The 20,685-nt window shown below is 32.1% G+C and carries 14 protein-coding genes; 12 read left to right on the top strand and 2 right to left on the bottom strand.

What is annotated here, in order from left to right; translation table 11 throughout:
* The first annotated feature begins 13 nt into the window (after positions 1-13).
* From D1816_RS07150 to trxA, 10 genes are all read left to right on the top strand, one after another.
* Positions 14-2,323 carry a GH92 family glycosyl hydrolase gene (locus D1816_RS07150; protein ID WP_118501859.1) on the top strand — a complete coding sequence of 770 codons (2,310 nt, stop codon included), beginning with the start codon at positions 14-16 and terminating at the stop codon, positions 2,321-2,323.
* Positions 2,324-2,573: 250 nt separating this feature from the next.
* Positions 2,574-5,726, top strand: coding sequence for a SusC/RagA family TonB-linked outer membrane protein (locus D1816_RS07145; protein WP_118501857.1), 3,153 nt, complete (start codon positions 2,574-2,576; stop codon positions 5,724-5,726).
* A 26-nt stretch (positions 5,727-5,752) separates the two neighbouring features.
* Positions 5,753-7,303, top strand: a complete 1,551-nt coding sequence (locus D1816_RS07140) for a SusD/RagB family nutrient-binding outer membrane lipoprotein (protein ID WP_066317955.1) — start codon at positions 5,753-5,755, stop codon at positions 7,301-7,303.
* A 79-nt stretch (positions 7,304-7,382) separates the two neighbouring features.
* Positions 7,383-10,721 (top strand): VCBS repeat-containing protein, encoded by a 3,339-nt coding sequence (locus D1816_RS07135; RefSeq protein ID WP_118501855.1) that lies wholly within the window; start codon positions 7,383-7,385, stop codon positions 10,719-10,721.
* A gap of 19 nt (positions 10,722-10,740) precedes the next feature.
* Positions 10,741-12,147 (top strand): sugar MFS transporter, encoded by a 1,407-nt coding sequence (locus D1816_RS07130; RefSeq protein ID WP_118501853.1) that lies wholly within the window; start codon positions 10,741-10,743, stop codon positions 12,145-12,147.
* A gap of 25 nt (positions 12,148-12,172) precedes the next feature.
* Positions 12,173-13,072 (top strand): ROK family protein, encoded by a 900-nt coding sequence (locus tag D1816_RS07125; protein WP_118501851.1) that lies wholly within the window; start codon positions 12,173-12,175, stop codon positions 13,070-13,072.
* 9 nt (positions 13,073-13,081) lie between these two features.
* Positions 13,082-13,714 carry a copper homeostasis protein CutC gene (locus D1816_RS07120; RefSeq protein ID WP_233565253.1) on the top strand — a complete coding sequence of 211 codons (633 nt, stop codon included), beginning with the start codon at positions 13,082-13,084 and terminating at the stop codon, positions 13,712-13,714.
* A 156-nt stretch (positions 13,715-13,870) separates the two neighbouring features.
* Entirely contained in the window at positions 13,871-14,599 is a 729-nt protein-coding gene (locus D1816_RS07115) for an isochorismatase family protein (RefSeq protein WP_118501847.1), read from the top strand.
* A 4-nt stretch (positions 14,600-14,603) separates the two neighbouring features.
* Positions 14,604-15,023 carry an OsmC family protein gene (locus D1816_RS07110; RefSeq protein ID WP_118506223.1) on the top strand — a complete coding sequence of 140 codons (420 nt, stop codon included), beginning with the start codon at positions 14,604-14,606 and terminating at the stop codon, positions 15,021-15,023.
* Positions 15,024-15,043: 20 nt separating this feature from the next.
* Complete coding sequence (gene trxA / locus D1816_RS07105) at positions 15,044-15,361, top strand: thioredoxin (RefSeq protein ID WP_118501845.1); 318 nt, start codon at positions 15,044-15,046, stop codon at positions 15,359-15,361.
* Between the two features lie 40 nt (positions 15,362-15,401).
* Here trxA and D1816_RS07100 read toward each other — a convergent pair whose 3' ends face one another.
* Positions 15,402-16,238, bottom strand: a complete 837-nt coding sequence (locus D1816_RS07100) for an AraC family transcriptional regulator (RefSeq protein ID WP_118501843.1) — start codon at positions 16,236-16,238, stop codon at positions 15,402-15,404.
* Positions 16,235-16,627, bottom strand: a complete 393-nt coding sequence (locus tag D1816_RS07095; protein WP_118501841.1) for a DUF983 domain-containing protein — start codon at positions 16,625-16,627, stop codon at positions 16,235-16,237. The genes D1816_RS07100 and D1816_RS07095 overlap by 4 nt, the downstream gene beginning before the upstream one ends.
* 243 nt (positions 16,628-16,870) lie before the next feature.
* Between D1816_RS07095 and D1816_RS07090 the strand changes: the two genes are divergently transcribed.
* Positions 16,871-17,746 carry an AraC family transcriptional regulator gene (locus D1816_RS07090; RefSeq protein ID WP_066317926.1) on the top strand — a complete coding sequence of 292 codons (876 nt, stop codon included), beginning with the start codon at positions 16,871-16,873 and terminating at the stop codon, positions 17,744-17,746.
* 216 nt (positions 17,747-17,962) lie between these two features.
* Entirely contained in the window at positions 17,963-20,605 is a 2,643-nt protein-coding gene (locus D1816_RS07085) for a TonB-dependent siderophore receptor (RefSeq protein ID WP_118501839.1), read from the top strand.
* Positions 20,606-20,685: the final 80 nt, after the last annotated feature.

Raw genomic sequence — 20,685 nt, 5'->3', positions numbered from 1 at the left:
AAGAAAAATGAGAATGATATTTAACATTTTAAGAAGATTTGATAGTTTCATACACCTACTACTTATTTTTTTACTAGCTTCTTGTTCTCAAGAAGAAAAAGAAAAATTTCGATCAGAGAAAAAAGAAATTGTCAAAGAAGATAGAATAGACGTTACCCAATATGTAAATCCTTTTATTGGGACATCAAATTTTGGAACTACTAACCCAGGCCCCATAGCAGTAAGAGGTATGGTCAATGTATCGCCTTTTAATGTTGCGGGTAGCAGAAATTTACCGTTAGAAAAGGATAGCCGCTGGTTATCTACACCTTATGTTCATGAAAATACTTTTTTGACGGGATTTAGTCACGTAAATTTAAGTGGAGTAGGGTGTCCTGATTTGGGTGTAATTGTAGCGATGCCAACTACAGGAGATCTGGAAACACAGTATACAAAATACGGATCTACATATTCTGATGAAATTTCAAAAGTTGGATACTACACGACTACTTTAGATAAATACAACGTTAAAGTAGAAACAACGGCAACCACTCGAGTAGGAGTAAATAAGTATTCTTTTCCAAAAGGTGAAGCAAACATTTTATTAAACTTAGGGTTGGGGTTAACTAATGAGCAAGGCGCTACCATGAAAATTGTTTCCCCTACAGAGATTGAAGGTATTCGAACCGTAGGCTCATTTTGTTACTATAAACCAGAAGAAGCATATCCTGTTTATTTTGTAGCAAAATTCTCTGAACCTGCAAATGAATTTGGAGTGTGGAAAAAGCCTTTAAAGTATAAAGGAATAGAAGCGGATTGGATGAGTAATTATAATGGTAATACTAGAATTAAGAAAGGATTTACCAAAGAAATTACAGGAGATAGTATTGGTGGGTATATGAGATATAATTTTGAAAAACCTACTCAGATAGAAATGAAAATAGGAATATCCTATGTTAGTATAGCAAATGCTCGTGAAAATCTTGAAAAAGAAACTCGAAATAAGACGTTTAATCAAATCAAAAATGAGACTAAAAGAGAATGGAATGAGTATTTGTCAAAAATAGAAGTAGAAGGAGGAAAAGAAGATGATAAGACTGTTTTTTATACAGCATTATATCATACTTTGATTCATCCTAATACACTAAACGATGTTAATGGCGAATACCCTAAAATGAGAACCAGAGAAACTTTAGAAACTAAGAATACCAGATATACCGTTTTTTCATTATGGGATACGTATAGAAATCTACATCAATTAATGAGTTTAGTGTATCCTAAACAGCAATCTGATATGGTCAAAAGTATGTTGCAAATTTATGATGAAACTGGTTGGCTTCCTAAATGGGAATTAAATGGTACCGAAACAACTACTATGGTAGGAGATCCCGCAGGTATTATAATAACAGATACGTACCTTAAAGGAATTCGTGATTTTGACATAAATAAAGCATATTCGGCTATGTTGAAAAGTGCAAATCAATTAGATGATAATCCTTTACGTCCAGGTATTAGAGACTATATCGAAAAAGGGTATTTAACAACAAAAACAACAAGTAGTGGTTCTGTATCTACTACACAAGAGTATAATATTGCAGATTTTGCTATCGCGCAATTAGCCAAAGAATTAGGCGATAAAACAAATCATGAACGGTTTTCGAAGCGCGCACTATCATATAGAAAACTATTTGATAAAGAGTTTAATCTATTACGACCTAAAAATGATGATGGTAGCTGGTTAACTCCCTATAACCCTGAAACAGGAGCAAATTTTATTAAAAACTTAGGATTTATAGAAGGAAATGCGTGGCAATATACATTTATGGTTTCACATGACATTTTGGGACTAAAAAATAATATGGGAGGTGATAAGATGTTTTTAGAACAACTCCAAAAAGTTTTTGATTATGAGCAGTACGATATGGCTAACGAACCCGATATAGCCTATCCATTTTTATTTAATTATGTAAAAGATCAAGAATGGAGAACACAAAAAAAAGTTAGTGAATTATTAGATAAACACTATCAAAACACTCCAAATGGCTTACCGGGAAATGACGATACAGGAACAATGTCTGCATGGGCAATATTTTCAATGATAGGAATCTACCCTATTACTCCGGCATCACCAATATATACCTTTTGTAAACCAAAATTTGATAAAGTAATAATTCACTTGGATAATGAGTATTACAAAAATGATACTTTGGTAATAACAGCTCATAATGTAAACAGTAAAAAAAATATAGATACTATAAAAATTGGAGATGAAACGTACAATAGCTTTTTTGTTTCACATAAAAAGCTCACTAATTCAGGGAAGTTGCATTTTAGCCTGAAATAGATCTTTTAAGTAGTTTTAACATAAATACTAAAGAAACTGTAGTTCTAAATGTTAAAATAAAATAAAAAGAAGTGACTTCAAACGTTTTCGTAATCTTGTCCTTTAACTTTTCAGCATTGTCATTGGTCGAAAAACTTTTCGAAAAGTTAATGATATTATAACATTTATACTGGGTTAATTAAGAAACCATAATTGGTTTTTTTAGCCTGGGAGAGCAGAAATTAACTTAATGTAAATTAAACAATCTAATATGTGTAATAAGTTACTAGTATTTCTAGTGTTTGTGTCTTTTGTTGGTTTTCAAACAATAAAAGCACAAGATTCGACAGTATCGGGTACGATAACCGATGAGAAAGTAGGTAGGCCTATTCCAGGAGTAAATGTTATAGTCAAAGGTACATCGGTAGGTGTGTTGTCTGATTTTGAAGGTAACTATTCGGTTAATTTGCCTAAACCAGATGCGATTTTAGTTTTTTCATCATTGGGGTTTGCTACAAAAGAAATTCCTGTTAATGGGCAAACAAGAATTGATGTATCATTATCAGAATCAGAAGAACAACTTGACGAAGTGATCGTCACAGCACTTAATATCAGAAAAGAACAAAAGACACTGGGGTATTCTGTTACTCAATTAGAGGGAGAGTCTATTTCTGAAGTAAAATCAACAAATGCTATAAACGCTTTACAAGGTAAAATTGCAGGAGTTAATATCACACAACCTTCTACAGGGGCAGCAGGTACAAGTAGGGTTATTATTCGAGGAGCTTCAAGTTTAGCAGGAAGAAATCAACCTTTGTATGTTGTCGATGGTGTGACTATTGATAACACACAATTAGGTGCAGCAAGTGAGTGGGGAGGTTCGGATTTAGGAGATGGTATTTCTAGTATTAATCCAGATGACGTAGCGTCTGTAAGTGTACTTAAGGGTGGAGCAGCAGGAGCTTTATATGGTTCAAGAGCATCTAATGGAGTAATAATTATTACGACCAAGAATGGAAAAAATCAAAAAGGATTGGGAGTTGAATATTCTAACCAAATTAACTTTGATCAGATAGATACTAGCTTTAGAGATTTTCAAAAAGAATATGGTCAAGGTACTCAAGGAGTCGCTCCTACAACTCAGGATGCAGCGCTTGATGCGGCTTTTACATCTTGGGGAGCAAGACTAGGTAGTATACCAAGTTCTGTACAATTTGATGGAGTTTCAAGACCATATGTAAATGTTGGTGATAATTTAAAAAGATTCTATAGAACAGGAAGCTCATTGATTAATACAGTTGCCTTATCCAAATCAGGAGAAGGATATAATTATAGATTTGGGATTAGCAATTTAGATAATTTAGATGTTGTTCCCAATTCAGAAATTAATAGAAAAACATTTTCGTTAAATTCTAGTTCTACAGTAGCAAATAAATTAACTTTAGATGTGAGCGCCAGGTATATTATTGAAAAAGTAACCAATAGACCTAGAGTTTCTGATGCTCCAGGAAATGCAAATTTTGGGACAGCACTATTACCGGCAAATGTAAATGTAACCGATCTGGGTGCAGATACAGGAGGAGCTAGAGAAAGTGATGGTTTCGAAAGAAGAATTAGCAGAAGTCCTTTTTTAACCAATCCATATTGGGCATCAAGTAGGTTTAGAACTTTTGATAGACGAAACAGAATTATTAGTGCTGCAACCGTTAATTATGAAATATTCGATTGGTTAGACATTAGTGCAAGAGCAGGTATTGATCATAACACTACTAGAACTACAATTATTACAGGATATGGTACGGCTTTCCAAATTCAAGCTGATGGAACAGGAGGTGGAGATATTCTAGAACGAGAAGTGAATCTTACCCAAGTTGATGCAGATTTGCTTTTAAATATTAATAAAGATATTACCGATAAGTTTAAGATTGATGCTACTTTTGGAGCAAATAAAAATACACAACGATCTGATAGATTAGATCTTAGGGGAAGTAATTTTATAGTTCCTTTCTTAGAAATTATAGGAAATGTACGAAACCCTGGAGCAAGTGAAAGAAGATTAGAAGAAATTGCATTATCGGGGATCTATGGCTCGATAGGTTTATCATATAATGATTATTTATTCTTGACTGTTACAGGAAGAAATGACTGGTTTTCTACCCTTTCTGCAGTGGGTAAAGACAGTCCAAATAATGAATTTTATCCATCGATAAATGGTAGTTTTGTATTTTCCGATGCTTTTGAAATGCCTTCATGGTTTACTTTTGGAAAAGTAAGAGCAGGATACTCTGAAGTTGCGGGTGGCGCACCGAATCCTTATAGTCTAAATTTACCATTCCAAATTTTTGGGCAAGGACATCAAGGCCAACCTTTAGGTCAGATTGCTACAGGTGCAGTACCTAACTCTGCAATTACACCATTTTCTAAAGAAGAAATAGAAGTTGGATTTGATATGCGATTTTTTAATAGCCGATTAGGGATAGATTTTGCTTATTATACGAATACAACTAAAAGGGATATTGTTAATGTTAATATTTCTAATACTTCAGGATTTTCTAATGTACTATCAAATATTGGTGAATTAGAAAATAAAGGAATAGAGCTTTTAATTTCTGCAACGCCTTTCCAAAATGATAATTTTAAATGGAATACCAGTGTAAATATTGGTTATAATGAAAGTGAGGTAATTGCAACAGATGAAGATAATGGTAATTTGACTATTGGTAATGTTCGTACGTTTGCCGCAAACGTTAGTCAAGTTGTAGGACAACCTTTTGGTGTAATATTAGGAACAGCATATTTGCGAAACAATACAGGTCAATTGGTATACGATGCAGATGGTCTCCCAGTTATAGATCCAGAAAGGAGAGTTCTAGGAGAAGGTGTTCCTCCATTAACACTTGGTTTTTCAAATACAGTTAGTTATAAAAATTTCACATTAAATTTTCTTATCGACGGAAAATTTGGAGGTAAAGTATATGCAGGAACTAATGCAACTGCTATTTCAACAGGGTTGCATAAAAAGACATTAGTAGGAAGAGAAGGTAACTTTACAGTTACAGGAGTCACAAATGTTACAGATGCTAACCCCAGTGGAGATCCCTTTACATTTACCCATGACCCTACAACAATACAAGGATATTATGGCCGTATTTCTGGTATAGCAGAGGAGGTTGTAGAAGATGCCGATTTCATTAAACTTCGTCAGTTTAGCTTAGGATATACCTTTCCTTCAGACATATTGGGAAGAACATTTATCAATTCAGCGAGTGTTTCGTTAATAGGTAGAAATCTGTTCTTTATCTCTAAAAAAGCAGATAACATAGATCCTGAAGCAGGATTTAATGCAGGGAACGCACAGGGGTTAGAGTATTTTGGGCTACCTCCAATTCGCAGTTATGGATTGAGTGTGAATGTAAAATTTTAAGTGAATACTATAATAATAGTCATATTATGAAAAAAATATTGAAAATTTTTTTAACAGCTATCACAGTATTGACCATTACCAATTGTGATAACGGCTTTGAAGAACTAAATCAGGATCCTAATTCGGCTTTGCAATTAGATCCCGGACCAAAACTTACAAATACTCTTTTAAGAACGGCAGGAGATCGTTTCGAAAATTGGAGAGGAAATTTAATTTATTCCTCCACTATGATCCAGCATATGTCTGCTACAGGAGGAGTTTGGGCTGGAGATAAATATCTGTATAATGCCCAATGGTCCGGTGCATGGTTTGAAAGAGGGTATGGAGATATGGTTAAAGCAGTAGAGGATCTTTTATCTCAATTGCAAACTAATGCAGATGGTGAATTTTCTGAAGAGATGGTATCTATTGTAAGAATTTTACGAGTTTTTATTTATCATAAGATTACCGATTTATACGGAGATGTACCATATAGTGAAGCAGGGAAAGGATTTATAAGTGGTATTTTTAGACCAAAATACGATCCGCAAAGTGAAATATATGCCGATATGCTTAATGAATTAGCAGAAGCTACCGCTGGTTTAGGTACTGGAGCTTCTCAATTAGGAAGTGCAGATATACTTTATCAGGGTAGTCAGGAAAAATGGAAACGTTTTGGATATTCTTTGATGTTACGACTCGGATTACGTCTGATTAAAGTAGATCCTGCTGCATCACAACAATGGGCGCAAAGAGCAATTGATGGTGGTGTAATGCAATCTAATGATGATATAGCATATATAGAACATACGTTAGTTGATGGACTAAACAGAAACGGTAATGGACAGGTTTTTAGTGCAGATGGTGATTCTAGACTTAGTGATACTTTTGTAAATATATTAAATGGTGATCCAAGGCTTACAATTTATGGCTCATTGCCAGAAGATACAGGAGAAACTGATGCAGATGGTAACGCTATTTTAAGAACAGAAGCAGAACGAATGGATCCAACTATGCAAAGAGGGTTGCCTAATGGGCTAAATGCAGATGGATTATTAGCATTAACAGGAGAAACAAATGACCAAGCCTATACAGAAGCAAATCGGTTAATTATAACAGGAGAAGATGCTCCGTATTTCTTTCAAACTTATGCCGAAGTAGAATTTATGTTAGCAGAAGCAGCGTTAAGATGGGGAATAGCCGGGGGAGATCCTGCTACACATTATAATAACGGTGTCACTGCAGCAATGAAATTCTTAGCACTGTATGGTGAAAACGCTATAATACCCGATAGCGATATTGCAGATTATCTTACAACAAACCCTTATAACCCAGCAATAGGATTAGAACAAATAAATACGCAGTATTGGGTATGCACTTTCTTAAATGATATTGAATCGTATGCCAATTGGAGAAGAACAGGGTTTCCTGTATTAACCCCAGTGAATTTTCCAGGAAATGAAAGTAACGGGCAAATACCAAGAAGATTACGATATTTCGAAAGAGAACAAACTGCGAATCCACAGAACTATCAAGAGGCCATAACAAGACAAGGGCCAGATCAATTTACCACCAGAATATGGTGGGATGTAGAATAATTTTTATTTTCATAATAGTTTTTGATTTAACCAAAAAAGAAGGGATTCCCATTTTCCCTTCTTTTTTATCGTAATAGTTATGAATAAAATACCAATAAGTTTAGTTTTTATTTTAATTCTGATAAGTGCTCAGGCACAGGAAAATACACTATTTACGCTATTGCCATCTGATCAAACTGGAATTACTTTTTCCAACAATGTAATCGATAAGAAAGACAGAAATATCTTGTTGTATTCAAATTATTATGGAGGAGGAGGAGTAGGTGTTGCAGATTTTAATAACGATGGATTACAAGATGTTTTTTTTAGTGGAAATTTAGTAGGAGATGAACTTTATATCAATAAAGGTAATCTAACTTTTGAGAATATAACACAAAAAGCTGGTATTAAGGATAATGGAGGGTGGTCATCGGGAGTAGCACTAGCAGATGTAAATAATGACGGATATATAGATATTTATGTATGTAGAGAACTTTATGATGATGATCAAAACCTAAGAAAGAATAAATTATACATAAATAATGGAAACCTTACGTTTTCAGAACAAGCAGAGAAGTTTGGAATAGCAAATAATGAGCGAACAAGACATGCTACTTTTCTAGATTATAATAATGATGGATTACTGGATCTTTTTTTACTTAATCAACCTCCAAACCCTGGTAGTTACTCTAAATTTTTTGGGATCAATCTTAAGAATGACTTGAAGTATGCTTCAAAACTTTATAAAAATGTTGACAATACACATTTTGTTGATGTGAGTGCAGAAGCAGGAGTGTTAAGGACCAGCAATGCAAATAGCGTTTCTGCATCAGATTTCAATAATGATGGTTTTACCGATTTGTATATCGCCAATGATTTTTATCTACCAGATTTTTTTTATATCAATAATGGTGATGGAACATTTACCAATATTGCAAATAAAGCGTTAAAACACATGTCATATTTCAGTATGGGAGTAGATGCTGCAGATATCGATAATGATGGATTACTTGATATTATGGTAGCAGACATGGCAGCAGAAGATAATATTCGATTAAAATCAAATATGAGCGGAATGAATCCAAAGGATTTTTGGACAGTTGTTAATAATGGCGGACATTATCAATATATGTTTAACACACTTCAATTAAATAATGGAAACGGTACTTTTAGTGAAATTGCTGAGTTGGCATCTGTATCTTCTACCGATTGGAGTTGGGCAAATTTAATTGCAGATTTTGATAATGATGGATTAAAAGATATTTATGTCACAAATGGTTTATTAAGAGATATACGAAATACAGATGCCAATAAAAAGATGGCGGATCATGTAGTTGATGTCGCAAATACTTTTGTGAAAAATAATCCAAATGCTGGAGATGTTAGTATTTGGGAAATTTTAGATCTTGAAAAAACTATTGAAATTCTTCCTTCAGAAAAACTAACCAATTATGCTTTTAAAAATAACGGTGATTATACGTTTACAAAAACCATGAAAGATTGGGGGCTAAACCAAAAAACCTTTTCAAATGGAGCAGCCTATGCAGATCTTGATAATGATGGAGATTTAGAAATTATAGTAAATACAATTAATGAAGAAGCACTTATTTATAGAAATAATACAACCAGCACTTTACAAAATAATTTTTTGAGATTCAAGATTAGTGATAAAACGTATAAAAATACATTAGGGACGAAGATTACAATTTATTATGGAGAAAAAAAGCAGTTTGTAGAGACTACTAATGTACGAGGTATCTATTCTACCAGTGAACAAACAGTACATTTTGGTCTGGGAAAAACAAATAAGATTGATAAAGTAGTTGTGAATTGGCCAAATAATAAACAAACTATAATAAAAGATATAAAAGTAAATCAAGTGCTCTCACTTTACATGAATGATGCTCAGTCTAAACATGATCAAGAAAGTGCCATAACTAAATCTGTTTTTAATGAGATTACACAACTTCAAAAATTAGTACATAAACATAAAGAAAACGATTTTGATGATTATAAAAACCAAATATTATTACCGCATAAATTGTCACAGTTGGGTCCCGGATTAGCAGTTGCAGATGTTAATAATGACGGTCTTATCGATGTTTATATAGGTGCTTCTGTAGGAGATAGAGGAAAACTTTATATTCAGAATACATTAGGAACCTTTACAGAATTAGTACAAGATTCATTCATAAAAGATAGTGAGTCAGAAGATTTAGATGCTGTTTTTCTTGATGTCGACAATGATGGTGATCAGGATTTATATGTTGTAAGTGGAGGAAATGAATATCCTCTAGAATCAAAACAGTATAAAGACAGATTGTATATAAATGATGGTCAAGGAAATTTTAGTAAAGAAAACAACCCTGATTTACCTAAAAGTAGTGGGGCATGTGTAGTGCCCAAAGATTTTGATAATGATGGCGATATTGATTTATTTATAGGTGGGCGATTAGTGCCCAGTGAATACCCACTTCCTGCTTCCAGTACTATTTTAGAAAATAAAAAAGGAACATTAGTAGATGTAACGCAGCAGATAGCACCAAAATTGAAAAACTTAGGAATGGTAACCGACGCTTCCTGGGATGATTTTGATAAAGATGGGGACCAAGATTTAATTATAGTAGGAGAATGGATGCCCATTACCATTTTTGAAAATGATAGAGGTAATTTTACTAACCCCAAAAATACTATGATTAAAAATTCTAGGGGATGGTGGTTTAGTATTGAAAAAGGAGATTTTGATCATGATGGCGATACAGATTTTATAGTTGGAAACTTAGGACTTAATTATAAGTATAAAACGACAGTAGATAAACCTTTTGATATTTATTATAAAGATTTTGATCAAAACGGTAAAGAAGATATCGTATTGGGATATTATAATTACGGAAAACATTATCCAGTAAGAGGGTTTTCATGTTCTGCGCAACAAGTTCCTGAACTCACAAAAAAAATAGGTAAATACGACTTGTTTGCATCTTTAGAAATAGACAAAGTTTACGGAAATACTAATCTCGATAATGCATTGCATTATGAAGCTCAAACATTTGCAACCTCTTATCTCGAAAATATAGGGAATGGTAAGTTTATTTTATCAAATTTACCTAATAACGCACAATTCTCTAGTACAAACGATATACTTGTAAAAGACTTTAACAATGATAAACATTTGGATGTATTATTAGTTGGTAATTTATATACTTCAGAGATAGAAACCATGCGAAACGATGCTGGTACCGGAGTATTACTTTATGGAAATGGGAATGGTAGTTTTATCCCAATTGATAACGAAGAAAGTGGTTTTTTTGCTGATAAAGATGCTAAGAAAATAAGAATGATAGATGGTAAAAAGAAACTTGTTTTAGTCGCTAATAATAATGATGAAGTACAGCTTTTTGAATATGTTCCATTAACAAAAGAAAATAAAAACGAATAAAAAGTTTAAACGTAATATTATGAATAACGAAAAAACAAACTATAAAAAACCATTTATTACAATAACTTTTTTATTCTTTATGTGGGGGTTTATTACAGTAATGAATGATGTTCTGATTCCGCATTTAAAAGCCGTCTTTGAACTTAGCTATTTTCAAGCAGCATTAATACAATTTGCGTTTTTTGGAGCATTTTTCGTAATTTCATTAATATACTTTATTATTTCTGTGAGCAAAGGGGATCCTATTGCCAAAATAGGATATAAAAATGGAATTATTATAGGCCTGATATTATGTGGTATTGGTTGCTGCCTATTTTATCCTGCAGCAGGTTATCAACGATATATTATATTCTTAGGAGCTCTGTTTATTCTAGCTTCTGGAGTTACAATTTTACAGATAACAGCAAATCCCTATGCAGCAATACTGGGTAAACCAGAAACAGCTTCTAGTAGACTTAATTTAGCACAAGGATTTAATTCTTTTGGTACTACTTTAGCTCCTATTATTGGAGCAGTATTATTGTATAAGGTATTTTCAAACGGAGAAATTACGGTAGATTCCTTAAAGATGCCTTACCTTATTTACGGATGTCTTTTTTTTGCATTAGCCATTATTATCAAATTTATAAAATTACCTTCTTTTGTTAATACCGAAAAAATAGAAAAGGGATTAGGAGTATTAAAATTTAGACATGTGGTTTTAGGGATGTTTGCTATCTTTTTTTATGTAGGAGGAGAAGTTTCTGTGGGTAGTTTCTTAATCAACTTTTTTGGATTAGAAAACATTATGGGGATGGAGGAAGCTGAAGCTGGTGTGTTTTTATCGTATTATTGGGGTGGCGCTATGATAGGTAGATTTTTGGGATCTGTTTCAATGGGAAGTATAACAGATGCAACAAGAAAATATATAATTATGGCTGGTCTGTCTGTAGTTTTCTTTTTTGTATTATATTTTATAACAGCTATAAAAATTGAAGAAGGTATATTTTCATTGCAACTAGTACCTTTTGCCAAAATCTGGTTGTTTATTGTTTTCTTATTAATAAACTATTTAGCATTTCTTGTAGGAGGAACAAAACCATCAAATGTATTAACATTGTTCGCAGGAATCGTTATTGTCCTTCTATTGATTATGATGATTACTAATGGAGCAATTGCTTTTTGGAGCGCAATTGCTATAGGAGCATTTAATTCTATTTTATGGTCCAATATATTTACGCTAGCAATTAAAAATTTAGGTAAATATACTAGTCAGGCCTCTTCTTTATTGGTAATGATGATTGTTGGTGGCGCTTTAATACCATTATTACAAGGTGCTATAGCCGATAGTATAGGTATCCAGTTATCATTTTTTATACCAGTGATTTGTTACTCGTACTTGGTTTTTTATGGATTGATCGGGTATAAAGTAAAAAATGTAATCTAATAAATAATTTAAATGTAGTTTTCGAATGGTATTAGGAGTTGATATAGGAGGAAGTCATATTACAGTGGCAATTATACAGGAAAATCATAAAGATCAAATACAACAACTTTTTACTATGAAAATAGATCATAAAGATGATCAGAATCTTATACTAGAGAGTTGGATTTCTACGATGGATTTAGCCATTGATCATCTGGATATAAAAAAACTTAAAGGCATTGGTATTGCAATACCAGGTCCTTTTGATTATAAGAATGGTGTTTTTCCCGATAAAGGAGAACATAAGTTTGAAACATTATACAATATAAACCTTAAAAATACAATTCGAGAACAATTAAAATTAGATCCGTCTTTTCCAATACGTTTTTATAACGACGCTGCTTGCTTTGGGATAGGAGAAGCATGGACTGGTGAATTAATAACATTTAAAAAATCAATTGCAATAACATTAGGTACCGGTTTTGGGGCTACTTTTATAGATAAAGGAATTCCTGTAACGAGTGGTGAAGGAGTTCCGTTACATGGCGAGTTATATCATTTGCCATTTGGAGATGATATTGCAGATACTCATTTTTCAACACAATGGTTTCAAAGGCGATATTATGAACTTACCGGAGACGAAATTAAAGGTGTAAAAGATCTTGTAAAGTTGAAGAATATGGATCAAATTAAAAATCAAATTTTTAATGAATTCGCAGAAAACTTAATACTATTTTTAGCTCCATGGATAGTCGATTTTAAAGCAGAAGCTGTAGTTGTTGGAGGTAATATTTGTAATGCATGGTCTTTTTTTGAAACTCAATTAAAGAAAGCTAAGAGTACATCTAATACTAGGATACCAATTATTAAAAGTAAACTTCAAGAAAATGCTGCATTATTAGGTGCAGCAAGATTAATTGATAATAGTTTTTATTCTAGATTATAATTTATGAATATGAATTATATAAAAGAGGCTTGTGTAGAAACGTTAAAACAGGCTATACGGGCAGAAAAAGCTGGAGCAGATAGAATCGAATTGTGTGCTAATTTAGATGCAGGTGGAATTACACCTTCATTTGAACTTATTAGAGAAGTAAAGGAAAGAGTTAATATTCCCATTCGTATAATGATACGTCCGCGAGGTGGTGATTTTACATATTCTCAAGAAGAAATAAGAAAGATGAAAATGCAGATAAAATATTGCAAAACCCAAAGTATAGAAGGAGTAGTATTTGGGGTATTAAAACGAGATAATACTTTAGACGTAAAAACTATTTCTGAATTAGCAAAAGTTGCATTTCCTATAAAAGTAACGATTCATAAAGCCATCGATAAGACACCCAATATAATGCAAGCACTAGAACAGCTCTTAATGATAGATTCTGTGACTACAATATTAACTTCGGGAGGTAAAACCACAGCAGAAGAAGGAAAGAAAACATTGAGAGGCATGATTGAATTGGTTCAAGAAAAATTAGAAATAATGCCTGCAGGATCAATAACTACGGCTAATATTGCAAGACTACATGAATTTGTAAATGCGAAAGCATATCACGGTAAAAGGATTGTATGTGATTTTTATGATTAAGATTATTTTTAAACAATACGAATATAAGTTCGTATCTCCACCAATTTATTAAAGGAATAATTGCCAACTCTTCAGGAATAGTTACCTACCAGATACCTCTGTTTCTATCTCATCTTTGCATTGTCAAATTAAGTATAACTTTTAAAAAATAAGACAATGAAAAAAATAATAACAGTAGTAATAGCAGTATTATCAGGACTAAGCACATTTGCTCAATTACCAGATCCAGGATTCACAGTAGATTCACGAACGGCAATAGTAATAACCGATCCGCAAAACGATTTTTTAAGCCCTAATGGTGTAACATGGGGAGTAGTAGGAGAAAGTGTAACAGCAAACAATACAGTAGAAAACCTCGAAGAACTTTTTAAAATAGCTAAAAAGAAGAATATAACAGTATTTGTCTCTCCACATTATTATTTTAAACATGATCATAACTGGAAAATAGAAGGGGCCTTAGAAGCATTAATGCATAAAATAAATATGTTCGATCGAACTCATGTCTTAAAAACCGATGGTTTTGAAGGTTCAGGAGCGGATTGGTTAGATCGCTATAAAAAATACATCGAGGAGGATAATGTAATTGTAACAAACCCACATAAAGTGTATGGTCCAGAGTCTAATGATTTAGCATTGCAACTTCGTAAGCACGGATTTGATAACGTAATTTTAGCAGGAATGTCGTCTAATTTATGTACAGAATCACATATGAGAGATTTGGTTGAGTCAGGCTTTCGAGTTTCAGTTGTAAAAGACGCAACTGCAGGTGCGATTCTACCAGGATTAAACGCTTATGAAGCTTCTGTAGTTAATTTTCAAATGATTGCAAGTCATGTTTTTACGACAAAAGAAATTGTAAAAGAAATTAATGATTTTAAAAAATAATATTATGGCAACAGAGATAAAAATAAAAAATATTCCAACAGGATATCAATCCGTTATAAGTAATGGTAAACATGCAGTAATTGGTGATGAACCAATATCCGCAAAAGGTACAGATTTAGGATTTTCGCCAGTAGAATTTTTACTAGCGGGAATATCAATGTGTAAAGTGGCTACAATACGTAACGTGGCTCGTAGAAAAGGTTGGGAAATTGGTAATGTTGATGCCAATTTATCACAAGTAGTCTCGCGACAAGATAATGGTACATTAAAAACAAGAGTAGAATCTTCTATAAGTATTGAAGGAAATATATCCGAAGAACAAAGAGCTTTACTTATAAAAGAAGCAGATAATTGTTATGTAACCAGAATGGTACGAGGGGATTGGGAATTTGTAGATTCTAATGTTTTAGAATCTATTGTATAATACACTTAAAGGTTAATATAATGAAAGCAATAGAAAATAATCAACAATTTACAGCAGTATTAGGTGAAGGTAAACCTATCGTATTAGATTTTTATGCAGATTGGTGTGGTCCATGTCAAACACTTTTACCTATAGTCGAAAAATTATCTACCGAGTATAATGGTAAGGTTGAGGTTAGAAAAGTAAATGTTGATCAAAATAATGAATTAGCTGCACGATTTAAAGTAAGAAATATTCCTGCGCTTTTCTTTATTAAAGATTCAAAAATAGTAGATCAGTTAATTGGAGCAGCACCAGAGTTTCAATTAAGAGAAAAGTTAGATGCTTTACTAGATTGATTTGGTGTAATACTATTAATAAAGCCGTTTGAAATATATTTCAAACGGCTTTATTATTCAATAATTTTTTAAATTCAGAAGGAGAAATTCCTTCTTGCTTCTTAAAAAACCTACTAAATGCCTGTATGTCATCGTAACCTAAATCGTATGAAATCTCCTTTATCGGTTTTTCAGTGTAATGTAACAACCTTCGAGCTTCTAACATGATGCGTTCTTGTATATATTGCAACGGAGTTTTAGAATCAAATCTTGAAAAAATATTAGACAGTGTTTTGGGAGATTTATGCAAAAGCTCGGCATATTGGGCAACACTATGCTTATCTTTAAAATGTTGCTCTACTAAAAAGTTGTATTCTCTTAAAATATTAATTTCTTGTTCTTTTTCAGGATACTTTTTTTGTGCCTTATATAACCTGGCGCATAATATAAGGTAGCGTTTTAACATTATTTGAAGCATGTCTATTTGCAATTTGTCATCAGATTGAATTTCAATCATAAACATTTCCCAAAGAGTGTTAAACTTAGTAAGTTCCGCTTCAGGGATTTGTATAACAGGAAGTTGAGCAGCACCAAAAAATAGAATTCCTTTGCATCCCACTTCACTATCATGATCTAAAACACAATAAAAAGGCCTGTTAAATCGCAGAACTCTAATCGTACCAATTTTTTTAGGAATTACTTTATGAAACTCAGTGAGAAATACTATCTGATTTTGTGTAAATACTTCTTCCTTTCCATCGATACTAATTATATTTTTATTAGACTGAAACCATAAAATTGTTAAACTACTTTCGATACTTTCTTGAAGAACACTACAATTTTGACTGGTAATGGTATTTAGATATATATATTCTTGGGTGTGCCCAGTAAACTTCATAATGTATTCTTTACTTTGGGTTTTCCATAATGCATAAAAAAGTTAATCCAAATATTTCGAGATAATCTTATGATAATGGGTAACATACTAATCATTACAATTACAATAACACCATAGGTAACAATTAAATTTAGATTAAATATGAGGTGTGCTACTATAAACGCAGTTGCTGCAAACATTATTCCCACAGGATAACTCACATACATAGCACCATAAAAAAAAGAGGGTTCTATTTTATATTTGGTATTACAAGAACTACATCTTTCTTGCATCTTCAATGTTTTAGTTAACTTGTATGGATTGGTTTCTGAATACATACTTTCATTTTGACAAACAGGACATTTTCCACTTACAATACTATATAATTTTGTGCCTTTTAAGAATTTCATACGGGTATCTTTTACTATAGATTAATGATGTATTGTATTATGATTTAGACAAGTGTATTGAGTTTGTATTTTTTAGACCTTTTTATATTCATAACGATAAGCTTAGTATAGTCATTTTGTACCTGAAGTAGCTTGAAAATCATGTAAATACAATAATTATATTACAAAATTAATAATATATTAGAATTAAGTACTTATATAATATTCTCTATTTTTTGTACTTTTAAGACATAAACTAGTTTTATGAGCGGAATCCCAATTCTAAATATAGAGCAATTTGAGCATGAAGAGTTTTTGGCTGATTTTTATAGTAATGATTTAAGAAAGCACTTAAAACAGAATGATAAAATTTTTCATAAACCGCATAAGCATGATTTTTTTCTGTGCGTTATATTTTCTAAAGGGTCAGGAATTCATGAAGTTGATTTTAATAGTTACACAATCCAACCTGGAAGCGTGTTTTTTTTGAAGCCAGGACAAACACATTATTGGAAATTCACAGAAGATCCCGAAGGTTTTATATTTTTTCACACTCAAGATTTTTATGATTTTTATTTTTCAAATAAAAAACTGACCCAGTTTCCATTTTATTATTCTCATAAAAACCCTCCTAATCTGTTATTAACCAAGCATGAAATCCCCTTACTACAAAGATGTTTTGAAGAAATTAACTTGGAGTATCATGAAAACCTGACGTATAAGAGACAAAAACTAGCTAGCCTTGTTAATTTAGCATATATAGATTTGGCTCGGTGCTATGTTTCCTCGGTGTCCTTAGGTCAAACTTCATCATCTACATATTTGCAAACTATAAGGATTTTAGAAAATGAGATTGAGCGATTTTATAAAATTGAAAAATCGGCAAAGTTTTATGCAAATCAGTTAAATATTAGTACTAAGCATTTAAATAGAATTACTAAGAATACTTTAAACAAAACAACATCGGCACTTATAGCAGAGCGAGTTTTGCTAGAAGCAAAACGTCTTATTGTGCATTCTGATAATTCTTTATCTGCTATTGCAGACATATTAGGTTATGAGGATTACGCTTATTTTTCTAAAGTTTTTAAGCTAAAAACTACTAAAACGCCTTTAGAGTTTAAAAGAGAATATCTTTGAAGTATTACTATTGTTAAATAAAATTAACCTCTACCAAAATGATTTTTCGGTTTTTTTCTATATATATTACGGTGTTAATTTTTTGATTTTTAGTTGTTTATTGGTTGTTTTTAAATAAACTGCCAAAATAAGGTAGGGTAAACCTCTTAGTATTGGTTTTAATAGTATGACTTTTGATTTTGAAATTGCAAGTAAAAAAGTACTTTTACAGTATACATGAAATTATTAAAATTAACCATCTTTACTCTTCTTCTATGTATTTCTTTAGTGACTAGTGCACAAGAGGTTACTGTTGCAACCCCAAATAAATACACGAGTATACATGAACTTGCTCAAAGCTTTAGTGTTACGCATAACTTACAATTTTCTTATGATGTTGAGCGGATGCAAAAATCTTATATTTTAACTCCTGAGTTAACATTGTCCTTCAGTTCTTTTAAAGAACTTTTAAAAAGCATTCAGGTTGATTTAGAAGAAGAAGATTCTGATAACTATTTACTTATTCAAACTAGTAATGAGATTTCATACTGTGCGATTTTAAGGGATAAGAATACAAGTTTTGAAATCCCCGATGTACTGGTTATGCAAGGAGATAACTATTTAGGCACTACAGATATATCTGGACAGATTAATCTTGAGATCATGCCAGGGGCTCTTATCACCCTTTCCTATACGGGTTATACAACACAAAATGTTATTGTAACCCAAAAAGAAAATTGTGAATTATTCTTATTAGAAAATAATGTTCAAGAATTAGACGAAATTGTACTTACTAATTATTTGACAAGGGGTATAGTAAAAAACAAAAATTCATCCCTTACGGTATCACCAAAGGCCTTGGCCATACTTCCAGGACTTGTAGAACCAGATATTTTTCAGAGTTTACAACTTATTCCAGGTATTAGTAGTCCAGAAGAAGATCCTGGGGCATTGCATATTAGAGGAGGTACACCTGATCAAAACCTTATTTTATGGGATGGTATTAAGATGTATCAAAATAGTCATTTTTTTAATCAAATTAGCAGCTTTAACCCCTATATCACAAAAAAAGTTAATGTCTATAGGGGAGGAACAAGTGTACGTTACGGAGATAGAATTTCAGGGGTTATTGATATGCAATCTGATGATGATCTTTTTAATGGTTTTAAAGCGGGTTTAGGAGTTAATTTATTAGGAGGAGATGCGTATTTAAAAATTCCAATATCAAAGAAATTAGGATTGCTAGTCGCAGGAAGAAGATCTCTAACAGATCTTTATGAATCGTTTACTTTTAATAGTCTTTCTTCTAAAGTATTTCAAAACTCCAGAGTAAATGCCTCATCAAGTAGAGCAGAAAGTGGATTAAACTATTTTTTTTCTGATTATAATATTAAATTGAGTTATAAACCTAAAGAAGATCATAGTTATTCTTGGAGTTTTATTTCTGTAGAAAATCAGTTAAAAAATATAAGTAAAAGATCAGAAAATGGGATCGAAGAGGAAGCAGAGGATAGATTAAAAAGAATAAACCCGGGAGGGAGTTTTACATGGCGACGAGAAAAGCAAGGATTTACGACAAAACAATTTCAGTTATATTTATCCAATTATTTATCTGATTATACTTTTAATAATAAAATTACTAATACTAATACTTCCGAAAATACTTCTGAAGAAGTTCAACGCGAAAATATTGTCACAGAGTTAGGCTATGATTTATTTTATGATATTCCTTTCGGAAAAAAACACCATGTTCTTTTAGGGCATCAAACAGTAATTACTGCAGTAGATAATTTTGTATCTAATATACAAAGAGATAGTAATGGGGTAGAAGAAATACCCATTTCTAATCCACTATTTGGAGAATCGAATTTCGGAACGAAAGTAGGTTTAATTGCTTATGGGGAGTATAGATTTCATTCTGAACATGTTCTTTTTAGTGCCGGAGTGCGAACAGATTACAACAACCTTTCTGAGCAAGCGATAACCGAACCCAGAATTTATAGTACTGTAAAAGTAAATAATAATCTAAGGCTTACAGGCTCATTAGAGCGTAAAAATCAATCCTTTAGTCAAATCAGTACCCCTGAAATTTCTGGAGAAGGATCATCATTTTTTAATTCTTTATCCACGGTTAATAGGTTTTGGTCTGATCAAAGTTTTGCAGGGGATTTTTTTGCGCCATGGGTTATTCAAAAAAGTGATCAATTCACTTTAGGAGCGCTATATGATAAAAATGGTTGGTCTTTTGAGCTAGAAAGTTATTATAAAAGGATTAATAATACTATCCCAATTAGCGATACATTTTTAACGTCTATTTATTTTATTGAGAATCGTGATCTATTAACTACTGGAAAAGCTAAGCGTTTTGGTATTGATCTTCTTGTAAAAAAACAAATTTTAGATTATCGTGTTTGGATGAGTTATAGTTTCGGTAAAAATAATGTAAAATATGAAGATTTACAGTCAGAATACTTTCCTGAAGTATTCGATCAAAGACATCGGTTTAATATTTCACAAACTTATAAATACAAACGTTTTGAGTTTGCGTTGGGGTGGACCTATGGTAGTGGTTTACCATCAAATAAATTGAGCAGTGGTACAATAAATGAAATTAATAATATTAAAGCAAATAACCTTTTTTATTCAAAAAGACTTCCAGATTATCACAGACTAGATTTATCTTCTCTCTATCACTTTGAAAGTGAGGGACGATGGAATAGCAAAATAGGATTTTCTATACGTAATCTTTATAATAGGAAACAACTTTTACAACAAACATATTCAATTGTACAAGACGATAATAATAACCGAACCATCAAAGAAGTTTCGAATCGTACCTTAGGTTTTACTGCCGATTTAGTATTTAGAATTTCGTTTTAGTAGTACATCTATTAAAATATTTGCGTTTAATAATGATAAATATAAGGTGTAGCTAAAGTGTATTACTCTTATTGTTTTAT

It is taken from the genome of Aquimarina sp. AD10, assembly GCF_003443715.1.
In the GTDB taxonomy this organism is placed as follows: Bacteria; Bacteroidota; Bacteroidia; order Flavobacteriales; family Flavobacteriaceae; genus Aquimarina; species Aquimarina aggregata.
The sequence above is the reverse complement of the archived record's forward strand: the minus strand, read 5'-3'. Positions and strand labels throughout refer to the sequence as shown.

Bases quoted from the DNA above. Each gene is read 5' to 3' on its own strand.
- D1816_RS07095 (WP_118501841.1), bottom strand. From the start codon at position 16,627: ATGAAATTCTTAAAAGGCACAAAATTATATAGTATTGTAAGTGGAAAA.
- trxA (WP_118501845.1), top strand. From the start codon at position 15,044: ATGAAAGCAATAGAAAATAATCAACAATTTACAGCAGTATTAGGTGAA.
- D1816_RS07150 (WP_118501859.1), top strand. From the start codon at position 14: ATGATATTTAACATTTTAAGAAGATTTGATAGTTTCATACACCTACTA.
- D1816_RS07120 (WP_233565253.1), top strand. From the start codon at position 13,082: ATGAATTATATAAAAGAGGCTTGTGTAGAAACGTTAAAACAGGCTATA.
- D1816_RS07135 (WP_118501855.1), top strand. From the start codon at position 7,383: ATGAATAAAATACCAATAAGTTTAGTTTTTATTTTAATTCTGATAAGT.
- D1816_RS07115 (WP_118501847.1), top strand. From the start codon at position 13,871: ATGAAAAAAATAATAACAGTAGTAATAGCAGTATTATCAGGACTAAGC.
- D1816_RS07130 (WP_118501853.1), top strand. From the start codon at position 10,741: ATGAATAACGAAAAAACAAACTATAAAAAACCATTTATTACAATAACT.
- D1816_RS07145 (WP_118501857.1), top strand. From the start codon at position 2,574: ATGTGTAATAAGTTACTAGTATTTCTAGTGTTTGTGTCTTTTGTTGGT.
- D1816_RS07140 (WP_066317955.1), top strand. From the start codon at position 5,753: ATGAAAAAAATATTGAAAATTTTTTTAACAGCTATCACAGTATTGACC.
- D1816_RS07110 (WP_118506223.1), top strand. From the start codon at position 14,604: ATGGCAACAGAGATAAAAATAAAAAATATTCCAACAGGATATCAATCC.
- D1816_RS07085 (WP_118501839.1), top strand. From the start codon at position 17,963: ATGAAATTATTAAAATTAACCATCTTTACTCTTCTTCTATGTATTTCT.
- D1816_RS07090 (WP_066317926.1), top strand. From the start codon at position 16,871: ATGAGCGGAATCCCAATTCTAAATATAGAGCAATTTGAGCATGAAGAG.
- D1816_RS07100 (WP_118501843.1), bottom strand. From the start codon at position 16,238: ATGAAGTTTACTGGGCACACCCAAGAATATATATATCTAAATACCATT.
- D1816_RS07125 (WP_118501851.1), top strand. From the start codon at position 12,173: ATGGTATTAGGAGTTGATATAGGAGGAAGTCATATTACAGTGGCAATT.